We start from the raw sequence: 3,096 nt of genomic DNA, 5'->3' as shown, positions 1-3,096 counted from the left end.
CACCTCCTGTCGGGTATTTGGGGAACGATCGGCGTCGGTCTGCTAGCGAAAGACCACGCCGGGCTGTTGACCGGCGGCGGTGCAGATGGCTTCCGACTATTCATCATTCAGGTGGTTATCGCGGTTGTCGCGATGGTGTTCACGGCCATCATCACCGCAATCATCGGAACGATTCTCTCTGCTGCGATGGGCTGGCGTATCGACGATTCCGCTGAACGAGGCGGAATTGACTTCGCCATGCACAGCGAGACCGCGTATGACTTCGTCGGGATGGACATTCGATAGGCGTTGTTGATCCGGCGAATGGCGTACGGTGTATGGGCACAAGAAACAGATTTAACCCAGAGCTACAGAGAGACCGAGCAGGAATAAGGAGGAGATGATCGTGAAGCTTGTCACCGCTATTGTGAAACCCTTTACGCTCACCGACATTAAGGAATCCTTGGAAAACGTCGGCGTGCGCGGCATGACGGTTACCGAGGTCCAAGGATTTGGGCAGCAAAAAGGGCATACCGAGGTTTATCGCGGGGCTGAATATGCCGTTGACTTCGTCTCGAAAATAAAGATCGAAGTTGTTGTGTCGGACGATTTGTACTCCGACGTCATTGAAGCAATTATTTCCGCATCTCGTACCGGGAAGATTGGTGACGGGAAGATTTGGGTGACACCGGTCGACGATGTTGCGCGAGTCCGGACGGCGGAACGCGGTGAGGACGCTGTATAACAAGTGGGCGTAACAAGTAGAGGACAGCGATTGGCCGGGGATAACTCAGCCACGAATAGTTCGGACGGCCTTCCGTCGTCGCCGGCGTCGGTTCGCAAGGCAGTCACGGCCTCCTATGAGGAGATGCTCAGTCAGTGCGATTTGCCGGATGGTTTCGCGCTGTGCGGAACGGGGTCTTTCGCCCGTCGCGAAATGACTCACTATTCCGATCTCGATGTGACGCTGCTCCACGCGGATGGCATCAAATCGGATGTGGTGGCGTCGGTCGCGGAGTCGGTGTGGTACCCGCTGTGGGATCGCAACATTCCGCTCGATCATTCCGTGCGGACCGTGTCGGGCATGATCTCGACGGCATCGGCAGACATGACCGCCGCACTCTCGTTGGTGGACCTTCGTTTCGTCACCGGCGACGAAGAACTCGCCAGCTCCGCCAGGGCGAAAATCATGGCGGATTGGCGGTCCTCCATCCCTCAACGCTTCGACTCCTTGGTTGCCTCCGCAGCCTCGCGGTGGCACCGCTCCGGGTCGGTTGTCGCGATGACCCGGCCTGATCTCAAGCACGGCCGCGGTGGGCTTCGTGACGCGCAGCTGTTGCGTGCGCTCGCCCTCGCGCAGGTGGCCAATGCCACGGTGTCCGATACGGACTACCAGCTGTTATTAGACGTACGCACACTCTTGCATGATTCTGTCCGTCGTGCTCGCGACATTCTGGATCCCGAGTTTGCCGCGGATATCGCCGTCGCCATGGGGCGCGGTGACCGCTACGCGTTATCCGAAGAGGTCGCCGCCGCGGCACGAAATATCGACGCCGCATTGACTATTGGCTTTTCGACGGCACGCGCGGCGCTACCGTCACGCACGGCCCTCCGTCGCCCCATCCGTCGTCCTCTGGACGAAGGCGTGGTGGATCATAATGGGCAGATCGCTTTAGCTCGCTCGGTGAAGATGGATGATCCCGGCCTTCCTCTACGCGTAGCAGCGACCGCCGCGAGAACCGGTCTCCCCGTCGGTGAAGCCGTATGGACGCGCCTGGAGTCTTGCCCGCGGTTGCCCGAGCCCTGGCCGTCGTCGGCACTGTCTGATTTTTGCGCGGTCCTTGCAGGCGGAGATCGAACGAACGACGTCGTCGAAGCTATGGATCGGCACGACCTCTGGGAGCCCATTGTGCCAGGATGGCGCCGTATTCGCGGAGTCATGCCGCGGGAACGAACCCACGTGTTGACCTTGGATAAGCACGCGCTCGCGGTGGTGAAGCAAGCGGCGGAGAACACGATTCATGTGCCCCGCCCCGATCTGCTCCTGCTTGCTGCGTTGTATCACGATCTGGGCAAGCAGACAGGGGATGAGGATCAACCTGAGGACCACAGCGTGGTCGGTGCTCGGATGGTCAAAGATGCTGCGCGGCGCATGGGCCTCAATCCCGCTGATGCTCGCGTGCTGGAAGTCTTGGTTGCCCACCACACGGATCTCATGCGGCTTGCACTGAATCGGGATCCCAATGATCCGGAGACCGCGCGTGAGCTGGTCGATTGCGTCGATAGCATCCCGTTGGTTCTCGATCTTCTCGAGGTGCTCACCGCGTGCGATGCCCAGGGGACCGGCCCTACCGTGTGGACCCCGCGAGCGGCCGCTTCTGTCCGACGCCTCGCCCGCGTGGCTCGGTCGCAGATGCGGATTGCACCCGTGCAGCACCCTGACTTCGCTGCCGACGTCGTTGACCTGAAGGAGACTTCTGCGCCGGTAGAAATGCAGGATGACAAGCACTTTTGGCGCTTAATCCTTGACGACGACGACCCGTCGGCGCTCCAGCGTGTGATCAACCTGATGCTGGACCGCAAATGGCACATCCTGCAGGCCCGCATCATGTGTGATGAGCCCACCGACAAGGGGTTGACCCAGACCGTTGCGATGTTTGCCCTGCATCCGGTGCATGAGGGCAAGCCCGATAACTCCGTTCTTCAGTCGCTCTATGCGCAACAGAAGTCTCGGCAAACGCGTCTTCCGTTCACCAAAGATGATGCTGAACTCGTGTGGAATGGCGACATTCTCGAGGTTCGCGCCCGGGATCGTTTAGGCGTTTTGGCCGCCGTGATTGGTGCTCTCCCGGAGCTCCGCTGGGCAACGGTCTCGACGTTTGCCGATACGGTTGTGGATCAGTTTGGTGTGAAGCCGGGGCTGACTCGTAAAGAGAAGGACGCTGCGGTCATGCGGATTCGGCATGCCCTCGGTGATTAAAACATCGAGACCCGGGACGGGGTAGTGGTTGCCCGCGACGGTAAAGGGCGTGATCGGTGGGTTCGGTAAAGCACCGTTATCAGTAAGCCGTAATCAGTAAGCACCGTGCAGCCGGGTCTGTGCCGCCGTCCGATCGC

The 3,096-nt window shown here is 60.0% G+C and carries 2 protein-coding genes and 1 pseudogene; all 3 read left to right on the top strand.

Going from position 1 to position 3,096, the window contains the following annotated elements; all coding sequences use genetic code 11:
- Positions 1–285: pseudogene (locus Q3981_RS10215) on the top strand (ammonium transporter); the annotation flags it as partial.
- A gap of 100 nt (positions 286–385) precedes the next feature.
- On the top strand, positions 386–724 hold the full coding sequence (locus Q3981_RS10210; protein ID WP_041629389.1) for a P-II family nitrogen regulator: 339 nt from the start codon (positions 386–388) through the stop codon (positions 722–724).
- Positions 725–754: 30 nt separating this feature from the next.
- On the top strand, positions 755–2,959 hold the full coding sequence (locus tag Q3981_RS10205; protein WP_303125953.1) for a [protein-PII] uridylyltransferase: 2,205 nt from the start codon (positions 755–757) through the stop codon (positions 2,957–2,959).
- Positions 2,960–3,096: the final 137 nt, after the last annotated feature.

The organism is Corynebacterium sp. (assembly GCF_030530965.1).
Lineage (GTDB): Bacteria > Actinomycetota > Actinomycetes > Mycobacteriales > Mycobacteriaceae > Corynebacterium.
This window is presented reverse-complemented; position numbering and strand designations above follow the sequence as displayed.